Annotated in this window: 17 protein-coding genes and 1 tRNA gene; 7 read left to right on the top strand and 11 right to left on the bottom strand. The window is 73.4% G+C overall.

Translation table 11 applies throughout. The features are described from left to right. The first annotated feature begins 150 nt into the window (after positions 1-150). The 5 genes from OMK64_RS15060 (at position 151) to OMK64_RS15080 (ending at position 5264) form a co-directional block, all read left to right on the top strand. Positions 151-2643: a penicillin-binding protein gene (locus OMK64_RS15060; RefSeq protein WP_272729181.1), complete on the top strand. Its 2493-nt coding sequence runs from the start codon at positions 151-153 to the stop codon at positions 2641-2643. After that, positions 2640-3572, top strand: a complete 933-nt coding sequence (locus tag OMK64_RS15065) for a metallophosphoesterase (RefSeq protein WP_272729182.1) — start codon at positions 2640-2642, stop codon at positions 3570-3572. Before OMK64_RS15060 ends, OMK64_RS15065 begins: the two co-directional genes overlap by 4 nt. Positions 3573-3723: 151 nt before the next feature. After that, positions 3724-3797 (top strand) — tRNA-Pro (locus tag OMK64_RS15070). A 198-nt stretch (positions 3798-3995) separates the two neighbouring features. Next, positions 3996-4463, top strand: a complete 468-nt coding sequence (locus OMK64_RS15075; protein WP_272729183.1) for a hypothetical protein — start codon at positions 3996-3998, stop codon at positions 4461-4463. A 138-nt stretch (positions 4464-4601) separates the two neighbouring features. Beyond that, the gene (locus OMK64_RS15080) at positions 4602-5264 is read left to right on the top strand and encodes a hypothetical protein (RefSeq protein WP_272729184.1); all 663 of its coding nucleotides are present in this window, start codon (positions 4602-4604) and stop codon (positions 5262-5264) included. Positions 5265-5408: 144 nt separating this feature from the next. Here OMK64_RS15080 and OMK64_RS15085 read toward each other — a convergent pair whose 3' ends face one another. From OMK64_RS15085 to OMK64_RS15125, 9 genes are all read right to left on the bottom strand, one after another. Then, a complete protein-coding gene (locus OMK64_RS15085) occupies positions 5409-6323 on the bottom strand; it encodes a DUF4097 family beta strand repeat-containing protein (RefSeq protein WP_272729185.1) in 915 nt (304 codons plus the stop codon). Next, the gene (locus OMK64_RS15090) at positions 6320-7057 is read right to left on the bottom strand and encodes a response regulator (protein WP_272729186.1); all 738 of its coding nucleotides are present in this window, start codon (positions 7055-7057) and stop codon (positions 6320-6322) included. The genes OMK64_RS15085 and OMK64_RS15090 overlap by 4 nt, the downstream gene beginning before the upstream one ends. Continuing rightward, a complete protein-coding gene (locus OMK64_RS15095; RefSeq protein ID WP_272729187.1) occupies positions 7045-8511 on the bottom strand; it encodes a sensor histidine kinase in 1467 nt (488 codons plus the stop codon). The genes OMK64_RS15090 and OMK64_RS15095 overlap by 13 nt, the downstream gene beginning before the upstream one ends. 244 nt (positions 8512-8755) lie before the next feature. Continuing rightward, positions 8756-12028, bottom strand: coding sequence for a glycoside hydrolase family 48 protein (locus OMK64_RS15100; protein WP_272729188.1), 3273 nt, complete (start codon positions 12026-12028; stop codon positions 8756-8758). 372 nt (positions 12029-12400) lie between these two features. Further along, positions 12401-13213 carry an ABC transporter permease gene (locus OMK64_RS15105; RefSeq protein WP_272729189.1) on the bottom strand — a complete coding sequence of 271 codons (813 nt, stop codon included), beginning with the start codon at positions 13211-13213 and terminating at the stop codon, positions 12401-12403. 4 nt (positions 13214-13217) lie between these two features. Further along, positions 13218-14201, bottom strand: a complete 984-nt coding sequence (locus OMK64_RS15110; protein WP_272729190.1) for an ABC transporter ATP-binding protein — start codon at positions 14199-14201, stop codon at positions 13218-13220. A 152-nt stretch (positions 14202-14353) separates the two neighbouring features. Next, positions 14354-15115 carry a hypothetical protein gene (locus OMK64_RS15115; protein WP_272729191.1) on the bottom strand — a complete coding sequence of 254 codons (762 nt, stop codon included), beginning with the start codon at positions 15113-15115 and terminating at the stop codon, positions 14354-14356. After that, positions 15112-16023 carry an ABC transporter ATP-binding protein gene (locus OMK64_RS15120; RefSeq protein WP_272729192.1) on the bottom strand — a complete coding sequence of 304 codons (912 nt, stop codon included), beginning with the start codon at positions 16021-16023 and terminating at the stop codon, positions 15112-15114. The genes OMK64_RS15115 and OMK64_RS15120 overlap by 4 nt, the downstream gene beginning before the upstream one ends. Next, on the bottom strand, positions 16020-16433 hold the full coding sequence (locus OMK64_RS15125) for a GntR family transcriptional regulator (protein WP_272729193.1): 414 nt from the start codon (positions 16431-16433) through the stop codon (positions 16020-16022). Before OMK64_RS15125 ends, OMK64_RS15120 begins: the two co-directional genes overlap by 4 nt. Positions 16434-16598: 165 nt before the next feature. On the opposite strand from OMK64_RS15125, the gene OMK64_RS15130 reads away from it, so the two are divergent. Continuing rightward, positions 16599-18848: an LLM class flavin-dependent oxidoreductase gene (locus OMK64_RS15130; RefSeq protein ID WP_272729194.1), complete on the top strand. Its 2250-nt coding sequence runs from the start codon at positions 16599-16601 to the stop codon at positions 18846-18848. A gap of 180 nt (positions 18849-19028) precedes the next feature. On the opposite strand, the gene OMK64_RS15135 is transcribed toward OMK64_RS15130, so the two are convergent. Next, positions 19029-20087 (bottom strand): aspartate-semialdehyde dehydrogenase, encoded by a 1059-nt coding sequence (locus OMK64_RS15135; RefSeq protein ID WP_272729195.1) that lies wholly within the window; start codon positions 20085-20087, stop codon positions 19029-19031. Next, a complete protein-coding gene (locus OMK64_RS15140; protein ID WP_124341676.1) occupies positions 20084-21367 on the bottom strand; it encodes an aspartate kinase in 1284 nt (427 codons plus the stop codon). The genes OMK64_RS15135 and OMK64_RS15140 overlap by 4 nt, the downstream gene beginning before the upstream one ends. A gap of 377 nt (positions 21368-21744) precedes the next feature. On the opposite strand from OMK64_RS15140, the gene OMK64_RS15145 reads away from it, so the two are divergent. Beyond that, the coding region (locus OMK64_RS15145) for a cellulose binding domain-containing protein (protein ID WP_272729196.1) at positions 21745-22327 on the top strand (583 nt) is incomplete at its 3' end.

The following is a 22327-nucleotide window of genomic DNA, read 5'->3' on the forward strand; positions in this document are numbered from 1 at the left end:
CGGTCAAGCGTCCGTCTGGCGAGACTCCTTTCGGGTCATTTCGCCAGATGGACGCTCGACCAGTCCGCGAGGTGTGCAGGTCCGGTGCAGGTCGCGCCGTCGACGGGCCGGGAGGAGAGCGCTCCGAGGTCGCCCGACTACCCTGTGGCCATGCCGCATCCTCCGCGCGCGCGGGGCCGCCAGGTCAACGCGTTCCAGGCCCTGGCGCTCCTGCTGTCGTTCGTGCTCGTCGCGGGCGTCAGTGGCGTGCTCGCCGCCGGCCTCGTGCTGCCGGGCGTCGCCGTCGCCGACGAGGTCACCGACCTCACCGTCACCGCGTTCGACGACCTGCCGACCGAGCTCGAGCCGACGCAGCTGCCCGAGAAGTCCGTGATCCTCGCGGCGGACGGCACGCTGCTCGCGACGTTCTTCAGCGAGGACCGGGTCGTCGTCCCCCTGTCGGAGATCTCGATCCACCTCCAGCACGCGGTCGTCGCGATCGAGGACAAGCGGTTCTACCAGCACGCGGGCGTCGACCCGCCGGGCATGCTCCGCGCCGCCGTCAAGGGTGCGCTCGGCAGCTCCGACGACGGCCAGCAGGGCGCCTCGACGCTCACGCAGCAGTACGTGAAGAACGTGCTGATCCAGGCCGCGGCCACCAAGGAGACCGAGGCGGAGCGGCTCGCGGCGATGCAGGCCGCGACCGAGGCCGACGGGCCCGAGGGGTACGCCCGCAAGCTGCGGGAGGCGAAGCTCGCCATCGCGCTCGAGAAGCAGATGACGAAGGACGAGATCCTCGAGAAGTACCTCAACATCGCGCAGTTCGGCATCAAGGTCTACGGCGCCGAGGCCGCTGCGCAGTACTACTTCGGGATCCCCGCGAAGGATCTCAACTACCTCCAGGCCGCCACGATCGCCGGCGTCACGCAGAGCCCGACCCACTGGGACCCGGTCCGCGACCCGGTCGTGTCGAAGGAGCGCCGGGACACCGTCCTGCTCACGATGCACGACCAGGGCTACATCACCGACGAGGAGTTCCAGACCGGGCTCGCGACGCCCGTCGAGGCGACGCTCAACGTGCACGCGCTGCGCGTCGGGTGCATCGCCGCGAGCGACGCGGTCCCCGGCTCGGGCTACTTCTGCGACTACGTCACGAAGGTCATCGTCAACGACCCGGCCTTCGGCGCGGACGCCGCGACCCGCAAGGCGCTGCTGTACAAGGGCGGCCTCACGATCACCACGACGCTCGACCCGGGCAAGCAGGCGATCGCCGACGCCGAGGTCAAGGCCGCGGTGCCGGTCGACGACTCCAGCCGCCTGGGGCACGCGCTGGTGAGCGTCGAGCCCGGCTCCGGCAAGATCATCGCGATGGCGCAGAACCGCGTGTACGCACCCGTCGCGGCGAACCCGGGCGAGGAGTCGGTCAACTTCAACACCGACTTCGCCTACGGCGCCTCCGGCGGGTTCAACCCGGGTTCGACGTTCAAGCCCTTCACGCTGCTCACGTGGTTGAAGAACGGCCACAGCCTGTACGAGACGGTCAACGGCGCGAAGCGACCGCTGAACCTCAACCAGTTCAAGGTCTGCGGCGGACCCTGGTCCCGCAACGAGGCGTGGAACCCGAACAACTCCGAGGGCAACGGCGGCATGATGACCGTGCTCGACGCCACCCGGAACTCCGTCAACCTCGCCTACCTGTCGATGGCGATGGAGCTCGACATGTGCGACGTGGCCGACACCGCGTCCTCGATCGGCGTCCACATCGCCAAGCCGCGCGCGGCCGACCAGGGCACCAACGAGCGGCTCAAGGCGGGCACCAGCGGTCCGGGCCTCAACCCGTCGAACGTGCTCGGCACCGACGAGGTCGCTCCGCTCACCATGGCCGCGGCGTTCGCGGCGTTCGCGTCGGGCGGCGTGTTCTGCACCCCGATCGCCATCACGAGCGTGACCGACACCAACGGGGCGCCGCTCCCGGTGCCCGACGCCGGCTGCCACCAGGCGATCGAGCCGCGCATCGCCAACACCATGAACTTCGCGCTGAGCGGAGTCTGGCAGGGCACCGCCGACGGCGTCGGCGCGCCGCCGTTCCCGTCGGCCGGCAAGACGGGCACGACGAGCGAGAACGAGCAGACGTGGTTCGTCGGCTACACGCCGCGCCTCGCCACGGCCGTGTGGCTCGGCGACCCGAAGGAGTCGAAGCGCCAGGTCAAGCGGATGTACGTCGGCGGTAAGTGGGTGCCCCGCGCATTCGGTGCGACGGTGTCCGCCCCCACCTGGAAGCGGTTCATGGTCCAGGCGCTCGCCGACGGCAACAACCCCGACTTCGGCGCCCCGGACGACAAGCTCGTCTTCGGCGAGAAGGTCAACGTGCCCAACGTGGTCGGGCGCAGCGAGGGCGACGCGCGGGCGATCCTCGAGCAGCGCGGCTTCAAGGTGCGCGTCGACGGCGCTCAGGTGCCGTCGAGCGTGCCGGCGGGCAGCGTCGCCGAGCAGAGCCCGTCAGGTCAGGCGAACAAGGGCGCCACGATCACGCTGAAGCTGTCGAACGGGCAGGGCGGCGGTCAGCAGCCCGGCCCCGGCCCCGGGCCCGGCGGTCCGGGCGGCGGACCCGGCGGCGGTGGCGGCCCCGGCCAGGGCAACGGCAACGGCCGCGGTCAGCCGTGACGATCGGACGGACGCTCGGCACCGCGGGGCTCCTCGGCGCCGGAGCGCTCGCGTGGTCGGTCGTCGAGGCGCAGTGGTACACGCTGCGCGAGGTGACGGTGCCGGTGCTGCCGACCGGGCAGGACCCGCTGCGGGTGCTGCACCTGTCGGACCTGCACCTGACGCCCGGCCAGCGGCGCAAGGTCGACTGGGTGCGGGACCTCGCGTCGCTCGACCCGCACCTCGTCGTCGACACGGGTGACAACTGGGCGCACCTCGACGCGATGCCGGCGCTGCTCGAGGCGCTCGAGCCGCACCTCGCCCGTCCGGGCGCCTTCGTGCTCGGGTCCAACGACTACGTCGCCCCGCGGCCCAAGAACCCGGCGCGGTACCTGCTCCCGGACTCCCGCGGCGCCGCTCCGGCAAAGCCCGTCGAGCTGCCGTGGGGCGAGCTCGTCGCCCGGTTCACCGCGGCCGGGTGGATCGACCTGTCGAACCGCCGCGACGTCGTCAAGGTCGACGGGCGCGTCCTGTCGCTCGTCGGCACCGACGACGCGCACCTCGACCGCGACCGCTTCCCCGCCGCCGGCGGGGACGACGACGCGCGCACCGGGTCGACGCCCGTCGACCTGCACCTCGGGGTCACGCACGCGCCCTACCGGCGGGTGCTCGACGCGATGCACGCGGACGACGTCGACGTCGCGATCGCGGGCCACACGCACGGCGGCCAGCTCGCCGTGCCGCTGTGGGGTGCGCTCGTCACGAACTGCGACCTCGACACGCGCCGGGCCAAGGGCCTGCACGGCTGGCCGGGCCCGCGCCCGGACCGCCCCGGCGGCGCGGGTTCGTCGTGGCTGCACGTCTCGGCCGGTCTGGGGACGTCGCCGTACGCCCCGGTCCGCTTCGCGTGCCGCCCGGAGGCGACGCTGCTGACGTTCGTCGCCGCCTGACGTCCGTCACGGGCTGCCGCCCGTCGCGACCGGAAGGCGCCGTCGGACCACGCCGGCCACACGCCGCAGGGCCGAGCCCGAGACGTCGGTCACGCGTGCCGTATCCGGTTTCGTCGATCGGAGGTGCGTCGGCTATTCTTACGGGGCTCCACGGGGTGTGGCGCAGCTTGGTAGCGCGCTTCGTTCGGGACGAAGAGGTCGTGGGTTCGAATCCCGCCACCCCGACAGTGCGAAAGGCCCTCTGGTCAGCGAGTCCGCTCGCGCCAGGGGGCCTTTCGCGTTTCCCGGCTCCACCGAGCAATCCTCATGCTGCCCACGCATGAGGCCCGCTCGCCCCCGGCATGCAGAGCAGCAGGTCGATGTGCCACGCCGCGCGTGGCGATCCCCGCGCGGGTCGGATCGACACTGGGGCAGAATGTGCTCGTGAGTGGAACGGCAGCCCAAGCGCTGTTCGACGCAGTGGCGCTCTGGGAGATCAGATCCCCCCGCGCAGCGGACGAGGTCATCGCCGCCGCAGTCGACGCCCTCGTTGCCGGCGTCGACTCGCCGTCGCTTCGCGAGCTGGCGGGCGTCCCGGCGAGCGCGGACTACTGGACGTTGCGTCCGCTCGTCGAGGCCACTCTCGGCGAGCTCCGCATCCCCTACCCCGGGCCTGGCCGTGAGGATCTGGAGATCGCCGCGACGCGCGTCATGTGCGCACGTCTGCTCGAGGGCTCACTGACCGCACGGGACCTGGGCGCCTGGGCGCACAGCACCATCGGTCACGAAGGAGCATCTCGACTCCAGCCCTTCGTGGAGCTCGATGACATCTACGATCTCAGCGACGACGACGCCGCAGTCGAGGCTCTGGAGGATGCCGCCCGCCGGGAGGCGATGACCCTCCTCGGCTAGGTGCTGCGCCGGGCCCCGTCGTCGCCGGGCTGCCCGATCGCGCACGGCTCCCCCGCGGCGAGGGCAGGTCCTGGACAGCCTCGTCGGCCGACGCGGAGACTGGACGGGTCGCGAGCACGTGACCGCCGGGAGGCGCGCATGTGGGCACGGGAGCACGCCCGTGGGCGTCCGGCGACGCCCACCCGTCCGGACGAGGTCGAGGCGCCGTCCGTCACCCGCTCGCTGCTCTCGCTCCAGGCGAGCGCCGGCAACCAGGCCACCGTCCGCTGGGTGCGGGACGCGCGGACACCACCCCCGCTCGCCCGGGTGCAGCGTGACGAGCTCGAGTGGTACGACGACGGCGGGGCGGGCGAGGCCGAGGAGCTGCAGGACCGCCCGCGACCGCGGACACGCGAGCAGGCGCGCGCCATGGTCGACGCCCACGTCGAGCCGAAGGCGTGCTTCATCGAGCTCGAGAGCACGCGCGCCGGGTGGCGGGCGATCCCGGGCACCGGGTGCGCGCACTGGGTGGCCCACCAGCGCGGCGGGCCGACCGGGACGAACCGCGTGTGCGAGGCGGGCTTCAAGTACCGGGTCACGGACCTGCTCGCCTCGCTGACGCAGCGGTCGGCGGACCTGCAGGGTGCGCGGGTGGGTGACGTCTGGTCGGCGAGCGGCTCGTCCCACGTCGGGATCGTGCGTGCCGTGAACCGGGAGGACGGGGGGACGCGCGTCGTCTCGGTCAGCGTCGAGAACGACAGCTCGGCGAGCGGCGGCGTCGTCACGCAGGTCAAGACGGACGGCTCGATCTACGGCGGCTAGGACCACCTCGCGAGCGGACCGGCGGGCACGGCGTGCGTGAGACCCGGACCGGCGTCACGGCCGGTCCGGGTCTCGCATCGAGGGCGGGCTCGTCAGCGCGAACCGAGGCCGGGCCCTGTCAGCGGGCGTCGAGGGCCGGCCCCGTCAGCGGGGGTCGAGGTAGGAGACGTGGCCGTCCGAGCTGCGGATGACCACCGTGCGGGGCGCGGACGGGTCCGTGGGCGCCTCGACGGTCTGGCGGCCGTTCGACGTGGAGATGGTCAGCGCGACGGGCTCGCCGGTGCCGACCACCGTGGCGTCCCCGTTGCTGGTGACGGCCTCGACGTCGCCGCGGACGTCGGCGACGTCGATGCTGCCGTCGCTGCTCCGGGCGACTGCGTCTCCGCCCACGTCGACCACCCGGACGTCGCCGTTGCTGGTCACGGCCTCGAGCCGGCCGCCGATGCCCTGCGCGTCGATCCCGCCGTCGTAGGTGCGGGCGGTCACGTCGCCGGACACGTCGGTGACGATGACGTCGCCGTTGCTGGAGTGCAGCTGCGCGTCGCCGGTGATCCGGTCGGCCTCGACGCGGCCGTCGTACGTCTGCGCCTCGAGGTCGCCCGCGAGGCCGCGTGCCACGACGTCGCCGTTCGAGGTCCGGACGACGACGTGCGTGGACCGGGGGACGTGCACGTCGAGCGCACCCGTGCAGACGCCGAACCAGGAGCCGCACTCGTGGCGCACGACGAGCCTGTCGCCGCGCTGCTGCACGGAGTACGTGGGCGACGCGAAACCGCTGCGGGCGATGCGCTCGACGTCGACGAGGTCGTCGTCGCCGGCGGACACCGACACGCGGCCGTCGGCGACGAGCTCGACAACGTCGGCCGCGTCGTACGTGGCGGTGCCGCGCTCGGTGCTCGACATCGCGAGGTCGGCGACCTGGATCCCGCCCCACACGATCGTCGCGACGCCGAGGGTGACGCCGGCGACCAGGAGGCCACGGCCGAGCGGGGTGCGGGTCGGGTCGGCGGGCGGCGGGCCGACGGGGGTGACGGGCGGCTGCTGCAGGGTGGCGGTCATGCGCGTGCTCCGTTCGTGGGTCGGCCGGTGCCGACGCCGCCGGGCGGCGTGACGACCGGGCCGGGCTGGGCGGCGGTCGGACCGTGCTCGAGCCAGCGCAGGACGGCGAGCACGCGGCGGTGGTCGTCGGCGTCGGGCGGCAGGCCGAGCTTGGTGAGGATGGACGTGACGTGCTTCTCGACGGCGGGCAGCCCGACGACGAGACGGTCGGCGATCGCGGTGTTGGACCGACCCTCGGCCATGAGGCCGAGCACCTCGCGCTCACGCGGGGTGAGCGCCTCGAGGCCGGTGCTGCGGGTGCGAGCGAGGATCTGGGCCACCACCTCGGGGTCGATGACGGTGCCGCCGGTCGCCACGCGCTGCAGGGCGTCGAGGAACTCCTCCACGTCGGCCACGCGGTCCTTGAGCACGTACCCGAGCCCGCGCACGTCGCCCGCGAAGAGCTCGGCGGCGTAGCGCTGCTCGACGTACTGCGACAGGACGAGGATCGGCAGACGGCGGTGCAGGCTGCGCAGGTGGACGGCGGCCCGCAGGCCCTCGTCGGTGTGGCTGGGCGGCATCCGGACGTCCGTGACGACCACGTCGGGCAGGTCGTCGCCGGCGGTCCCGGTGCCGAGTGCGGCGACGAGCTCGTCGGCCGTCGGGTAGCCGGTGACGTCGTGGCCCTCCGCCTCGAGCAGGCGGGACAGGCCGTCCCGGAGGAGGACGGAGTCCTCCGCGATCACGATGCGCACGGCACCTCCACGGTGAGCCGGGTCCCGCCTCCGGCGGGGCTGTCGAGGTCGAACGTGCCGTCGAGCGCGGCGACGCGGCTGCGCAGGCCGTCGAGCCCGCTGCCGGGGCTGGCGGTCGCGCCGCCCTTGCCGTCGTCGGCGACGACCACGCGGAGCGCGGGACCGCCGGCGCCGTTCACGACCGTCGCCTCCACGAGCACGCTCTGCGCGCCCGAGTGCTTGGTGACGTTCGTGAGCGCCTCGGCGACGACGAAGTAGGCGGCGGCCTGCGTGGCGGCGGGGGCGAGCGCGAGGGTCTCGGGCGTCGGCACGTCGACCGTGACGGACACGGGCGTCCGGGCGGCGAGCGCCGACAGGGCCGCGTCGAGACCGCGGTCGGTGAGGACGGCCGGGTGGATGCCACGGACGAGGTCGCGCAGCTCGGCGAGGGTCTCCTTGACCTCGCGGTGCGCGTGGTCGAGCGCGGCGGCGGCGGTCTCCGGGTCGCGGCTCGCGGCGCGCTTGGCGGCACCGAGCTCCACGCCCAGGGCGACGAGCCGCTGCTGGGCGCCGTCGTGCAGGTCGCGCTCGATGCGGCGGCGCTCCTCGTCGGCCGCGCCGACGGCGGCCGTCCGGGTCTCGCGCAGCTGCTCGGCGCGGACCTCGGCCCGGTCGACGGCCGCGCGGGCCTCGACGAGCGCCTCGGACTGGGCGGTCGGGCCGAGCAGCGCGCGGGCCAGGCGCACGGTGAGGAGCGACGTGGCCTGCGCGGCGAGCGCGGCGAGCCACAGCAGCGCGACCCCGCCGAGCACGGTCAGGAGGATCACGAGGGGCCACGCGAGGCCGAACCAGTCGTCGACGACCGACCCCTGGCCGTAGCCGGGGAACGCGATCGCGCCGACGCCCGCGCCGGCCAGGCCGACGACGAGCGTCCACCCGAGCGACGAGACGCCCAGGCCGGCCACGGCGTACACCTGGTGCGCCCAGCGGCGGCCGTCGGACAGCACCGCCCACCACGTGCCCCAGCGCCACCACCCGGGTCGGGGGCCTCGGCGGTAGGTCGGGGCGCCGACGACGACGCCCGTCTGGGCGGCGACGCGGGCGCGCTCGGCGCGGGCGAACCACTGCCCCGCGACCAGCCCGCCGACGAGCATCGGCAGGCCGACGCCGAACGCGGCGACGAGGCCCGCGGACGTCAGCGTCCAGACGAGCGCGAGGATCCCGAACGTCAGGAGCCACGGCCAGCCGATCGTGACCTGCGCGACCGCGCGCCACGTCGCGGCGTCGCCGGGCGCCCGCAGGAGCGCACGGGCCGAGAGGAACGCGGGGGCGACGACGTGCGCGTCGTCGGTCGTCGTCGGGGCCGCGGGGCGGGCCGGGGACGGCGCGGTCGCGGCGGACGCGCTCGCCGCGGCGGGTGCCGGCGGCTGGTGCGGCGGTGCGCCCGGTGCGGGCGGGACGGTCGGAGTGGCCATGTCCACGAACCTAGGCGTCGCCGACCCCTCGTCGACAGCACGCCCACCCCCGAGGTGGGGGTAGGGAGAACCCCACCGTCGCCCGCCGGCCCACCCCGGGCACCGCAGCCGGAGGCGCGTGTCGGCGCGGCCCGTACGGCACGACGTGGGACCCTCCGCGGGGACGAGGGACGGGATCCGCCGGGCGCGGCCGAGGCCGGCCCGGGACGTGCCCGGACCGGCCTCGGCTGTCGTGCGGGTGGCGTCAGCTGCAGGCGCCGCCGTTGAGCGTGAACGACGTGGGGTTCGTGTTCGTGCCCGAGTGCGAGCCGTTGAAGCCGATGTCGACGCTCTGGCCAGGGGCCAGCGTGCCGTTCCACGCCTCGTTGGTCGCGGTCACCGTGGTGCCGGACTGGCTCCACTTCGCGCTCCAGCCCTGCTGCACCCGCTGACCGTTCGCGAACGAGAAGCCGAGGCTCCAGCCGTTCAGGGTGGTCGTGCCGGTGTTGGTGACCTTCACCGAGGCGGTGAAGCCCGTGTTCCAGCTGCTGGCGTTGTAGGTGACCTTGCAGGACCCGGTCGTCTGCGACGACTTGGTCGTGACCGACAGGGCGCTCGACGCGGCGGACACGTTGCCCGCGACGTCCCGTGCCCGGACGGTGTACTGGTACGCCGTGGCGGCGGTGAGGCCGCTGTCGGTGTACGTGGCGGAGGTCGGCGTGCCGACCTTCGTCGTGCCGCGGTAGACGTCGTAGCCCGCGAGGCCCGAGCCACCGGTGTCGGTGGACGCGTTCCACGTGAGCGTCACGCTCGTCTCGCCGATCGTCGTGGCCGTGAGGCCCGTCGGGACGCTCGGCGCGGTCGTGTCCGGCGTGGTGTCGGACTTCGTGGTGACCGTGACGGCCGTCGAGCCGGCGGACACGTTGCCCGCGACGTCACGCGCCCGGACCGAGTACTGGTACGCGGTCGCGGCGGCGAGGCCGGTGTCGGTGAACGTCGTGCCCGTCGTCTGGCCGACGCGGGTCGTGCCGCGGTACACGTCGTACCCGGCGAGGCCCGAGCCGCCCGCGTTGTCCGTCGACGCGGACCACACGATCGTCACGCTGTTCGTCGTGCTCGCGCTCGACAGGATCGACGGCACGCTCGGCGCCGTCGTGTCGGACGGCGTCGCCTTGGTGGTGACGGCGAGCGCCGAGGACGCCGCGGACACGTTGCCGGCCGCGTCGACCGCCCGGACGGTGTACGAGTACGCCGTCGAGGCCGTCAGGCCGGTGTCGGTGAAGGACGTCGTCGTCGCCGAGCCGACCTTCGTGGTGCCGCGGTACACGTCGTACGACGCCACGCGGGTGTCGTCCGTCGAGGCCGTCCAGGTGATCGTCGCCTCGGTCGAGGTGACGAGGCCCGCCTGCAGACCCGTCGGGACCGACGGCGGCGTGGTGTCCGGCGTGGTGGTGCCGTCGTCGAACATGCGCGCGTAGTCCGCGAGCGCGCCGGCCACGGCCGTCTGGGCCCAGAACCGGTGGTACCGGAACTGCGGCTCCGCGCCGCCGTCGAGGTACGCCTGCACCTTGTTCCAGTTCGGGTCCTTCTTGTAGAAGCTGCGGATGTCCAGGAAGGACACGCCGGGCTTGATGACGTCGCCGTTGGGCATCGTGCCGGTCCAGCCGGACGGGATGTAGATGCCGTCACCGTTGGCGACGTAGGTGTCGTCGAACCGCTTGTAGTCGCCGCGGGTCTCGACCGCCGAGACGCCGAGCGGGTCCTGGTTGTTGGCCCAGATGGCGTCGAGCAGCGCCTTCGCCTTGTCGCGCGACGCGGTGTCGCCCGACTTGGCCGCGTAGAACAGCAGCGCACGTGCGGTGTCGGCGGCGACGCCGACGTCCTGGCCGTAGCTGGTCACCTCGACCGTGAGGCCGGGGTTGCCCGTCGGGGCGGCCGCGTTCCAGGTGTCCGGCTTGCCGGTCCACTTGAGCTCGCTCGGGACCTTCCAGTTGGCGCCGTCGGTCGAGATGTTCGCGACGACCCACGGGACCCACTTGTCGAGGATCTTCTTCGCCTGGGCGTTGCCCGACGCGTAGTAGAGCTCGGCGACGCGCTGCACGCCCCACGCCTGCATGCCGAACCAGCGGTTCGACGGCGGGTCGACGTAGACGGGCGCCTCGGTGTAGCCCATGCCGTAGAACGTGGGCGTGCCGGCCGGGGGCTGCGCGTAGGCGCCGTCCCAGCTGTTCGTCGCGCCACCGGCGATGCCACCGTTGGACGCCTGCAGCCACGTGTAGAACTCGAGCTGGCGCTGCATCGAGGCGGACCAGTCGGACTTGGCGGTCGGCGACTTCGGCGTCAGCTTCGGGTCGGTCGACAGCGCCCACGCGGCGAGCGGGTTCTGGTAGCCGAAGTGCGCGTGCGACGAGCCGATGCGCCACGCCCAGCCGGCGTTGGTGTCGGTCGCGCCGCCCCAGGCCATGTACCAGGAGAGCAGGTAGTGCGCGGCCTCACGGCCCTGGCCGGCGGCGCAGGACGGCGAGGTGCAGCCGATCTTCTTGAAGTACTTGTCGAAGAGCGTGTAGCGCAGGTAGTCGCCCATCTTGGCGGCCTTCGCCACGGTCGCGGCGACGTCGGCGGCCTTGCCCTGCTCGGTCGCCCACTGGTTGGCCCAGTAGACGGCCTCGACGGCACGCGCGTCGGCGTCGGACGCCGAGGTGTACTTCCACTGCTTCGCGTACGACGCGTCCTTGGTGAACAGGTCGAGGAACCCGTTCTTGCCGCCGTACTTGAACTCCTCGCACGACGGCTGCGGGACGGTCTCCCAGACCGACTCCTGCGGGCCGCGCTGGAAGGTGTTGATGAACGACGTCCCGGTCGCGGTCGGGCCGAGCTCGCAGCCCGCGCCCGGCGTGGCGCCGAAGCCGTAGATGTTGTCGACGTCGGCCAGCCAGTGCATCTGGTAGACGTCCGCGTTGCCGTAGGTCGACTTGAGCTCGGCGCCGATCGGGTCGGTGCCGCCGGTGATGCCGCTGTTGAGCTGCGACGGGTAGGAGCTCGGGTGGTTGAACTCGGGCGCGTAGGTGGCCGGCGAGTTGGGGTTGTAGAAGGAGTTCGTGGGCTGATCCACCGACTGGGGGATCATGTACTTCTCCATCGTGTCCCAGGCGTGGTTGAGCGGTGCCCAGTCCTGGGTGACCTGGCCGTAGAGGGCCTCGAGCCACAGCCAGTAGGAGTACGCCTCGGAGGTCGTCTCGTGGCCGTAGTCGGGCGCCTCGACCATGAGGGTCTCGACGGCGTGGTACGGGATGCCCTGGGCGCTGAAGTACCCGTTGGCCGGGTCCTTGATCTTGTCGTACTGCGCGAGGAACCGCTGCGCGTACTCGCCGTCGACGGCGGCGCGCACCGGCGAGGCCGCGGGGACGGTGACCGTGGCGGGCAAGCCCGCTCCGGCCGCGGCGAGCGCGGGGGTGATCCCCGCGGTCGCCAGGAACGACGACACACCTACGGTGGCTACAGCCACCCAGGCGGTTCGCCGGCGGGTCGTTGACGACATCGTCCGTACCTTTCGTGGTGTGCGGGCCGCCCGTGCGACGTCACGCGGGCGTGCCCACCGGGTCCCGTGCGGGCACGCGCGGGACGGTGGCGGAGGTGCACTCCTGCCCGGCCTGGCCCTCGGGCCGGTGTCCGCGGCGATGCGGGCGGCTCGGGGTGCACGTCGGGCAGGTCGGGCCAACCATCCGCAACCGCACAGAGGGCGTCCAGACTCCTAAACCTTTCGGGTGGGAGCGCGACCACACCGGGCCTCCGACATGCTCGGCTCCCACGGCGTTCCCACGACGCGCGTGGGCGCGCCGGCACGACGACGGCCCGCCGGGAACCTCCCCGACGGGCCGTCGCGCTCCCCCTCCTGAGAGCGATCAGGTGCTCACGACCAGCGGAACAGGCGCGCCGCGAGCGGGATGCCGACCAGCGCCCACGCGGCCAGCGCGAGCAGCTCGACGCCCGGGAACGGCTGCCCGAACCACGCCGCCGACATCGCCTGCGCGGCGGCGCCCAGCGGGGTCCACTGCGCGATGGTCTGCACCACGTCGGGCATGAGCGGCAGCGGCAGCCACACGCCCGCGAAGAACAGCGACAGGAAGTAGACGGTCGCGCCGATGCCGTTCGCCGCCGGGCCGGTCGGGGCGACCGCTGCGATGAGCGAGCCGACCGCGAACGCCGCCAGCACCGACAGGACGAACGCACCGACGACGAGCAGGGGCTGCGTGGGTGCCTCGACACCGACCACGATCATGCCGAGGACGACCGCGAGCACCGCCGCGACGAGCAGCGCGCCCAGGTTGACCGCGACCTGCGCGACCAGCACGCGCGTCGGCGGGACGGGCGTCGTCGACAGCCGGCGCAGGACGCCGCGCTGCCGGTAGGTGGCGATCGTCGTCGGGTACGTCGTGAACGCGACCGTGCCGACCGCGAGCGCCAGCACCGTCGGCGTGTAGCCGGTGATAGCGGTGAACTGCGACAGGATCGGGTCCTTGTCGTCGAACGGCTGGTCCGCCCACGGCATCACGAGGCCGAGCACCGTGAGCAGCAGGCCGGGGAAGACGATCGCGAAGAACGCGTTCGACGGGTCACGGAGGAACAGGCGGCCCTCCGTGACGGTGAGGCGGCGCAGGGCGCGCGTGCCCGACGGGCGGCGCGGAGCCGCGGTGCGGGCGGGGCTCGTGGTCGTCGTGGACATGGCCTCAGTTCTCCCGGTTCTTCGCGCGGCGCGCGGCCGTGGCGGTGGTGACGGACGGGCCGGCGTCCTGCGACGCGCGACCGGTGAGGGCGACGAACGCGTCCTCGAGCGAGCCCTGCTCCAGGTGCAGGTCGAGCGGGCGGATCCCGTGCTGGTGGAGGGCGACGAGCACGTCCTGCACGACGTTGTCGGTGCCACGGACCTCGATGGTCGCGTCGGCCGTGGCGTGCGCGGCGGAGACGTGCGTGACCGACGCGGCGCGGTCGAGCAGCCCCGCGGGCAGCGGGGCCGACGGGCGGAACCGCAGCACCTGCTCGGCCGTGGCGCGCGCGGCGAGCTCGGCGGGCGTCCCGGTGGCGACGACGCGGCCCGCGTCGATGAGCGCGATCCGGTCGCACAGCCGCTCCGCCTCCTCCATCAGGTGCGTGACCAGCACGATCGTCACGCCGCGCTGCCGGATCGCGTCGACGACGCCCCACGTCTCACGGCGGGCGTGCGGGTCGAGGCCCGTCGTGAGCTCGTCGAGGATCGCGACCTCGGGGTTCCCGACGAGCGCGAGGGCGACCGAGAGCCGCTGCTTCTGCCCTCCCGAGAGGTTCTGGAACCGGGTGTCCGCCTTCTCGGTCAGCCCGAGGTCGGCGATCAGCGAGGCCGGGTCGGCCGGGTCCTCGTAGAAGGACGCGTACAGGTCGAGCGCCTCACGGACGGTGATGCGCGGCGGCAGCTCGCTCTCCTGGAGCTGGAGGCCGACGCGCTCGTGCAGGCGGCGCGCGTCGCGGCGCGGGTCGAGGCCGAGGACGCGGACGTCGCCCGCGTCGGCGTGGCGCAGGCCGCCGACGATCTCGACGGTCGTCGTCTTGCCGGCGCCGTTGCGGCCGAGGATGCCGAAGATCTCGCCCGGCTGGACGTGCAGGGAGACGTCGTCGACGGCGACGTTGCGGCCGTAGGTCTTGCGCAGGTGCTCGACCTCGATGACGGGGGTGGGCATGGTGCTCCTCCTGGGTCGGTGCGGGACGGGTGGGCCTCGGCCGGTCGTCGGGACCGGCGCGAGGGTGTGCGGTGCCGCGGGAGCGGCGTCGGGCCGTCCCGTGGTGCGCGGAGAGGTGCGTGGTGCGGGTGCCCGCGTCGGCGGGCGGTGGGTCAGCTGGTGCGGACGGGCACGTCGGCGGTCCGGACGAGCCGGTCGACGACGACCGCCATGACGGCGACGAGGACGAGGCTCGCGGCGACGGCCATGGGCACGGTGACGCCGTTGCCGCCGAACCAGGTCTCGGTCGCGATCGGGCCGGCGTCGGCGGCGAAGAAGGCCGAGACGAGCAGGATCGGGCCCGCGGTGAACGGCAGCAGGAGCGTGCCCCACCACCCGCCGGTCCGCAGGTAGACGATACCGACGAGCAGCCCCGACACGTAGGCCACGAGGTAGGTGAGCAGCGCCGCCGGGATGAACGTCTCCGGCCCGGCCCCGGCCGAGAGGTCGTCGAAGAACTGCCACCGCCAGCCGGCGGCGTCGAAGACCGCTCGCTCGACGAGGAGCAGCAGCGAGAACATCCCGCCGTAGAGCACCGCCGTCACGGCGGCTGCCACGAGCGACCCGCGGACCAGGCTGCGGCGGGTCAGGCCCGTCGCGACGTGGATCGGGAAGTACGTCGTGGTGACGATGATGAACACCGAGAACGGGAACCAGATCGCGCCCTGGCGGGCGAACGCGACGATGCTGTTGTGCAGGTCACCGACGTTCGTGACGATCAGGATCGCCGCGGTCGCCACGACGACGGCGAGCCCCCAGAACCACGCGGCGAGGTAGACCTGCGTGCGCAGCAGCCAGCGGGCGGTGAGCCACGTCTGGCTCTCGACGTAGCCGGCCCGGGCCTTCGCCGGGAGGGCGGGCGTGGCGGCGGTCATCGGGACTCCTGCGGGGTGAGGGCGTCGGCGGTCTCGCCGGCGCCGCGGTCGGTCAGGTGGACGAAGAGGTCCTGCAGCCCGACGGCGCCGAGCTCGAGGCCGGCCGCGCGGGCGCGGGCGTCGTCGTCGGCCTGCGTGCCGATGACGGTCGCCTGGGCCGTGCGCCCGAGGGACTGGCGGGCGACGACGCGGCGGCCGGCGACGAACGCGTCGACAGCATCGGCCGGGCCCGTGACGGTGAGACCCTGCTCGCGCAGGGTGGTCGCGTCGTCGGCGGCCAGCACACGACCCTTGTCGATGACGACGACGTCCTCGAGCAACCGCTCGACCTCGCCGATGAGGTGGCTCGACAGCACGATCGTGCGCGGGTGCTCGATCCAGTCGGCGAGCAGCGCGTCGTAGAACGCGTACCGCGCCGGGGCGTCCATGCCGAGGTGCACCTCGTCGAGCAGCGTGAGCGGTGCGCGCGTCGCGATGCCGACGACGACGCCGAACGCCGAGCGCTGCCCGCGGCTCATGCGGTCGGGGCGCTTGTCGGGGTCGAGCTCGAACCGGTCGAGCAACGCCTCCGCGGTGGCGCGGTCGAAGTGCGGCCGGCGGTCCGCGAGGAACGACAGATTCTCCTTGATCGCCTCGTCGGGGACGACGTCGCCGCTCTCCCGGATCAGGCAGGTCCCGCCCATGATCCGCGGGTTCTCCCACGGGTCCTCGCCGTCGACCAGGATCGTGCCGCCGTTGCGGCGGCGGAACGCGGCCAGCACCGACAGGAACGTCGTCTTGCCCGAGCCGTTGCGGCCGAGCAGGCCGGTGATCGCGCCGGGGCGGATCTCGAAGGACACCGCGTCGAGCGCGGTCGTCGAGCCGTAACGGGCGGTGAGGTCACGGACCTCGACGCCGAAGCCGGTCATCGGGCACCTGCCTGGGGGGTGTCGGTGGTGGGCTGTGCGGGAGCGGCAGCGGCCGCGGCCGCGCGCTCGCGGAGGCGGGCGACGACCTCGTCGACGTCGATCCCGAGCAGGCGGGCCTGCTCGAGCACCGGGTCGACGACGTCGGCGAAGAACGTGTCGCGGCGCTCGGCGCGCAGCTTCTCGCGCGCACCGGGGGCGACGAACATGCCGACCCCGCGGCGCTTGTAGAGGACGCCCTCGTCGACCAGCTCGGCGAACGCCTTGGCGGCGGTGGCCGGGTTGATGCGGAAGGTCGTCGCGTACTGCGTCGTGGACATGACCTGCTCCTCGGCCTCGAGGGCGCCGCTGAGGACGTCCTGACGGATCTGGTCGGCGATCTGGACGTACAGGGGTTCACGGCCGTCGAACATGCGGCTGCTCCTGTCGTCGTGGAGTTCCTTGGTTCATTACTCGACTAATGAACCACAGAACCACCGCGCGCCACAAGAGGGCGAGGGAAGGTCCGGGGTGGTTCCCTCGTTGCGGCAGGTGCGGCCCTTGTTCCCCCGCCGCACGCCCGACGACGACGAGGACTTATGCCCGACTACGGCCACGAGCTCACCTTCGGCACCTTCATCACCCCGACGAACGTCGACCCGCAGGTCCCGGTCTCGCTCGCCGTGCTCACCGAGGAGGTCGGGCTCGACCTCGTGACCTTCCAGGACCACCCGTACCAGCCGCGGTTCCTCGACACCTGGACGCTGCTCTCCTACGTCGCCGCCCGGACCTCGCGCGTGCACCTCGCGGGCAACGTCCTCAACCTGCCGCTGCGCCAGCCCGCCGTCCTCGCGCGCGCCGTCGCGTCGCTCGACCTGCTGTCCGGCGGGCGGGCCGAGCTCGGGCTCGGAGCCGGCGCGTTCTGGGACGCGATCGACGCGATGGGCGGCGGGCGGCTCACGCCCGGACAAGGGGTCGACGCGCTGTCCGAGGCGATCGACGTCATCCGCGGCCTGTGGGACACCTCGACGCGAGCTCCCCTGCGAGCGGGCGGGTCGTACCACTCCGTCGACGGCGCCAAGCGCGGGCCGGCGCCCGTGCATGACGCCGGCATCTGGCTCGGCGCCTACAAGCCGCGCATGCTGCGGCTCGTCGGCGAGAAGGCCGACGGGTGGCTGCCGTCCGAGGGGTACATGGCGCCCGGCGACCTGGCGCGGGGGAACGCCGCGATCGACTCGGCCGCCGCTGCGGCCGGGCGGGACCCGCGGGAGATCCGGCGGCTGCTCAACCTGACCCCCGGCTCCGGGTCGCTCACCGGCTCGCCGTCGGCGTGGGTCGACGCGCTCGTCGCGCTCGCGCTCGAGGACGGCGTCGCGACGTTCATCCTCGGCAGCGACGACCCGTCGGTGATCGAGACGTTCGGGACCGAGGTCGCGCCCGCCGTCCGGTCGGCGGTGGCCGCCGAGAGGGCGTCGGCCGGGACGGCGACCGGGCCCGTGCGATCCGCCGCCGCGCTCGCGAAGCGCGTCGACGGGATCGACTACGACGCGGTGCCCGCGGGCGTCGAGGTCGTCGAGCCGGGTGACCGCCGGTACGCCGAGGTCCGGTCGACCTACATGCGCCGCGGCGCGCCCGGTCTGGTGCTCCGACCGTCGACGACCGCCGAGGTCGCGTCCGCGCTGACCTACGCGCGGGGGCAGCGCGGGCCGCTCGCCGTACGGTCCGGCGGTCACGGCATCTCCGGGCGGTCGACCAACGACGGCGGCGTGGTGCTCGACCTCGAGCGGCTGTCGACGGTCGAGGTGCTCGACGAGTCGTCGCGCCGCGTCCGCGTCGGTGCGGGCGCCACCTGGGGGGCCGTCGCGTCCGCGATCGCGCGGCGCGGGTGGGCCATCTCGTCGGGCGACTACGGCGGTGTCGGCGTCGGCGGGCTCGCCACGACCGGCGGCATCGGGCTGCTCGGTCGGCTGCACGGACTGACGATCGACCACGTCCTCGCGTACGAGGTCGTGCTGGCCGACGGGTCGGTGCACGTCGCGTCGGCGTCGTCCGAGCCGGAGCTCTTCTGGGGACTGCGCGGCGCGGGCGGCAACCTCGGCGTCGTCACGGCCGTCGAGATCGAGGCGTCCGAGGTGCCCGACGTGGTGTTCGCGCAGATGGTCTTCGACGCGACCGACCCCGCCGCGCTCGTGTCCCGCTGGGGTGCGCTCGTGCAGGACGCGCCCCGCGAGCTCACGTCGTTCCTCCACCTGTCGGCGGGCGGCCGCGACCGCGGACCCATGGCGCAGGCCATGACGGTGTGGGCGTCGGCGGACACGTCGGCTGCCGTGGAGGTGCTCGAGCCGATGCTCGACGTCGCACCCGTCCTCCAGCAGCGCGCCCAGGTCACGCCGTACGCCGGGATCATCGGGCCGGTGTCGAAGCACCACGACGGCGGCGCCCCGCCCGTGTCACGCTCCGGCCTGCTCCCCCGCATGACGCCCGACGCCGGCGCCGCGCTCGGCGACCTGCTGCTCAGCGGCGAGGCATCGCTGCTCCAGCTCCGCGCCACCGGCGGGGCGGTGCACGACGTCGACGCGTCCGCGACCGCCTACGCGCACCGCACGCAGGAGTTCTCGGTGACATCGTTCGCCGGGCGCCTGGACCGGTCCGGCCTCGACGACGCGTGGGACCGCCTCGCGTACCCGCACATGGACGGCCTCTACCTGTCCTTCGAGACCGACCCGCGCCCCGAGCGCCTGCTCGACGCCTTCCCGCCCGCGACCCTCGACCGCCTCCGCGCCCTCAAGCGCACGTACGACCCGGACCACGTCTTCGACCAGAACTTCCCCATCGACCCCGCCGGCTGACCCCACCGCACGCCGTCGATCCCTTCGCACCGGACCAGGACACCCGGCCCCGCTCCGGCTGCCGACGCTCGCGTCCGGGCCGCCGCTCACGCCCGCACGACCACAACATGGCGCGCGGTCCGGGGGTCCGGAGCGCGCGCCATGTTGTGGTCGACGGCACGTGGCCGCCGGACGGACGGGTCAGGCGGGGGTGGTCGCCGTCAGGCGGGCCGCGACGAGCTCCGCGATCTGGACGGCGTTGAGCGCGGCGCCCTTGCGGAGGTTGTCGTTGCTGACGAACAGGGCCAGGCCGCGCCCCTCGGGCGCGCCCTCGTCCTGGCGGATGCGGCCGACCAGGCTCGGGTCGGCACCGGCGGCGGCGAGCGGCGTCGGGACGTCGTCGAGCTGCACGCCGGGCGCGTCGGCGAGGAGCTCGCGCGCCCGCTCGGGCGTGATCGGCCGCTCGAACTCCGCGTTGATCGACAGCGAGTGGCCCGTGAACACCGGGACGCGCACGCACGTGCCGGACACCAGCAGGTCGGGGATGCCGAGGATCTTGCGGGACTCGTGACGGAGCTTCTGCTCCTCGTCGGTCTCGTACGACCCGTCGTCCTGGATCGACCCCGCGAGCGGGATGACGTCGAACGCGATCGTCCGGGGGAACTTCTCCGCCGCGGGGAACTCGACCGCCGACCCGTCGTGCGTCAGCGCCGCGATGTCCTGCGACGACGCCGCCTGGATCTGGCCCGCCAGCTCGGCGACGCCCGCGAGGCCGGCACCCGACACGGCCTGGTAGGTCGACACGACGAGGCGGCGCAGTCCGGCCTCCTCGTGCAGCACCTTGAGGACCGGCATCGCGGCCATGGTCGTGCAGTTCGGGTTGGCGATGATGCCCTTGACCGTCTCGTCGAGCGCGCCGGGGTTGACCTCGGACACGACGAGCGGGACCTCGGGGTCACGGCGCCACGCCGACGAGTTGTCGATGACGACCGCCCCGGCCGCCGCGAACCGCGGCGCGTGCTCCTTCGACGTGCCGCCGCCCGCGGAGAAGATCGCGATGTCGATGCCCGACAGGTCGGCGGTGGCGACGTCCTCGACCACGACGTCGGCGCCGCGCCACGGCAGCGTCGTCCCGGCCGAGCGCGCCGACGCGAAGTAGCGGATCGTCCCGACGGGGAAGTCCCGCTCGTCGAGCAGGCGCCGCAGGACGCTCCCGACCTGGCCGGTGGCCCCGACCACCGCGACAGTGAGCCCGCTCATCGTCCCGTCCCTCCGTACACGACTGCCTCCTGCTGGTCCGCGTCCAGGTCGAACGCCGTGTGGACGGCGCGCACCGCGTCGTCCAGGCTGTCGGCCCGCGTGACGACGGAGATGCGGATCTCCGAGGTCGAGATCATCTCGATGTTGATGCCGGCGTCCGACAGGGCCGCGAACAGCTTCGCGGAGACGCCGGGGTGCGACTTCATGCCCGCGCCGATGAGCGAGAGCTTGCCGATCGTGTCGTCGTACTGCAGCGACGTGAAGCCGATGTCGGGCTGGTGCTCGGACAGCGCGGCGGTCGCCGTCGCGCCGTCGGACGCGGGGAGCGTGAACGAGATGTCCGTGAGGCCCGTCGCGGCGACGGACACGTTCTGGACGATCATGTCGATGTTCACACCGGACCCGGCGACGACCTGGAAGATCCGGGCGGCCTTGCCCGGCACGTCGGGCACGCCGACGACGGTGATCTTGGCCTCGGAGCGGTCGTGCGCGACGCCCGCGATGATCGGCTGTTCCACTGCTGCTCCCTCGGGGCTGTCGGGCGCCGGCTCGTTGGTCACGAGCGTGCCGGTGTGGGTCGAGAAGGACGAACGGACGTGCACCGGGACCCCGTACCGGCGGGCGTACTCGACGCACCGCAGGACGAGGACCTTCGCGCCGCTGGCCGCGAGCTCGAGCATCTCGTCGTAGGAGACGCGGTCGAGCTTGCGCGCCGCGGGGACGATGCGCGGGTCCGCCGAGAAGACGCCGTCGACGTCGGTGTAGATCTCGCAGACGTCGGCGCCGAGACCCGCCGCGAGCGCGACGGCCGTCGTGTCCGAGCCGCCGCGACCGAGCGTCGTGACGTCGTTGGTGTCGGACGTGACGCCCTGGAAGCCCGCGACGATCGCGACCTGCCCGCGCTCGATCGTCTCCCGGATGCGGTGCGGGACGACGTCGACGATGCGCGCCCGGCCGTGCACGGCGTCCGTGATGACGCCCGCCTGCTGGCCGGTGAAGGACTTGGCCTTCACACCGAGGTTGTTGATCGCCATCGCGAGCAGCGACATCGAGATGCGCTCACCCGCGGTGAGGAGGATGTCCATCTCCCGCGACGGGGGCAGCGGGGTGATCTGCTGGGCGAGGTCGATGAGCTCGTCCGTCGTGTCACCCATGGCCGAGACCACGACGACGATGTCGTCACCCGCTCGCTTGGCCGCCGCGATCCGCTTGGCGACCCTCTTGATGCTGGCGGCGTCCGCGACGGACGACCCACCGAACTTCTGCACGACAAGTGCCACGTGCCTGCTCCATCTGTCGCCGGCCTCCGTCTCTCTCAACGGCCCGCCGGGTTCCTTGTGGTTCGCCGGAGCGTAGGCACCCGCCCCGCCTCGCGGCAAACCCGTTCCACCCCTCGGCTCGCCACCCGGCCTCCCTCGTCCGCCGCGCGAGGCCGCCGATACCGACATGGGTGCCGTTCGCGCGCCTGGAGCGGCGTCCATGTCGGTATCGAAGATCCGGGCTGACGGGAGGTGAAGCGTTTGAGGGGGTGACGGGTCGGGGGAGGCGAGCGGCAGGCTTCCCGGCGACGCAGCAGGGGGCGCCGCGGACGGTCGCGCGCCACGGTCGACGCGGGGAGGCGGCGGCCGGCGCAGGGCGGCGTCGGAGAGGACCGGACATGTCCATCGCAGTCGTGCGCGGCCGGGGCCGGCTGGTGCTCGCCGCGCTCGTCGTCGTGCTCCTCGCGGTCGTCGGGACGCTCGTCGCGCAGGCGTCGCGCGCGTCCGGGGCGGTCGCCGCGTGCGCCGTCACCTGGACGAACAACACCTGGCCGGGCGGCTTCACGGCCGACGTCCGGCTGACGACCGGCACTCCCCTGACGTCGTGGACCGTCACGTGGACGTGGCCGGGCTCGCAGCAGGTGACGGGCGCCTGGAACGCGACCGTGACGTCCGAGGGGAACCGCGTCACCGCCCGCAACGCGGCGTGGAACGGGAACGTGCCCTCGGGCGGCACGACGTCCTTCGGCCTGCAGGGGTCGTGGTCGGGAGCGAACACCGCGCCGACGGACTTCGCCGTCAACGGCGTCCCGTGCGACGGGCGCCCGACGACCCCGCCGTCGCCCACGGTCACCCCGACGCCGACGGTCGAGCCGACCCCGACGGTCACGCCGACGCCCACGGTGGAGCCGACGCCGACCTCCACGGCGACCGTCGAGCCGACACCCACCCCCACGCCCACCCCGACGCCCACCGTCGAGC

The sequence above is a fragment of the Cellulomonas fimi genome, from assembly GCF_028527925.1.
GTDB lineage: Bacteria > Actinomycetota > Actinomycetes > Actinomycetales > Cellulomonadaceae > Cellulomonas > Cellulomonas fimi_C.